This window comes from Granulicatella balaenopterae (assembly GCF_900111135.1).
In the GTDB taxonomy this organism is placed as follows: domain Bacteria; phylum Bacillota; class Bacilli; order Lactobacillales; family Aerococcaceae; genus Granulicatella; species Granulicatella balaenopterae.
In genome coordinates this window covers 1-1,141 of sequence record NZ_FOGF01000090.1, presented here as the reverse complement: position 1 = coordinate 1,141, position 1,141 = coordinate 1, and the positions used below count along the sequence as shown (strand labels likewise).

General features: G+C 29.9%; 1 protein-coding gene. It reads left to right on the top strand.

Annotated features, from left to right (window positions below; translation table 11 throughout):
* The first annotated feature begins 403 nt into the window (after positions 1 to 403).
* Positions 404 to 874 carry a hypothetical protein gene (locus tag BMX09_RS09930; RefSeq protein WP_089748114.1) on the top strand — a complete coding sequence of 157 codons (471 nt, stop codon included), beginning with the start codon at positions 404 to 406 and terminating at the stop codon, positions 872 to 874.
* Positions 875 to 1,141: the final 267 nt, after the last annotated feature.

Here is a 1,141-nt window from a genome sequence, read left to right as displayed (position 1 = left end):
AAAAACATATATTACTACACTCAGCTGATAATTATAGGAACTGTACTCACTTGAGCACTAAAATTTTTTAATGATGGAAATATACAATAAAAAAAGAAATCATACAGATAATACTGTATGATCTCTATTTCCACTCCATCAACCCTATTTGACAAAGAGCCAAAAAAATTGACTCTTCTTTTTTTATGCTCAAGAAAGTGAAAAGGATTTAAGAATATTTCCTGTTTTTTGTAATTTCAGGCACTATTTTTGTAATTTCGGGCAACCTAGCACACAAACAAATAAAACTATGATATGGTTATTGTAGAGATAGTTACGAGTTAATTAGTTATAAAGGAGGGATTGTTCATCGAATACGACTGGTGACTATTCAAAATTTATAATTATGAAAGGATGAGTGATTATGAAACTGAAGAAGATGATAACGGTTATGCTGTCACTAGTTGCGGTTATGTTATTCAGTGCTTGCCAACAAGAAGCGAAAGAAAGTAAAATGCCGACTGCAGAAGATATTAGCAGAGTTATCATGGTTGTTGAAACTCCTAATAGCGACAGCTTTGTACATTATACTACGGATTATGACTTTACCAGAAATGTCATTGCTGATTTAGATAAAATTATTCATAATACAAATTCCGAGGATTATGTCGAATTTGCAAATACAGTACAAGAAGGTCAAATGACTGAAGAACAAAAAGACTATGAATATTTCTTAGTTCTATATGACAAGGATAATAAAATTATTGAAGATATTACTATGACAGAGCCTAATAAAATTTGCATAAATGGTAAAGAAAGTACATATGAGGATGATGTTAATTTATCTAGTTTAAAATGGTTAATGTTATTAGCAACTGAATCATCTGACCAATAATGATAAGATAATTCGAATAAAGGTGCTTTATGCACCTTTTTTTAAAAAAAATTCGATTCAAAAAGAAAAAATGATATAATGTAAAAGTAAGCGTTTTAGGAGGAGATTTAATGAAAAAAATATTTATACCAATGCTTTTAATAGCAGGAGTAGGGCTTAGTTCACCAACAGTACAAGCCGCAACAAATGAGATAGATAAAATTGAATATAATGCAAAAGACAGAAGTATCCCACAAGTACGAGGAATTATACACGATATATTTTCTA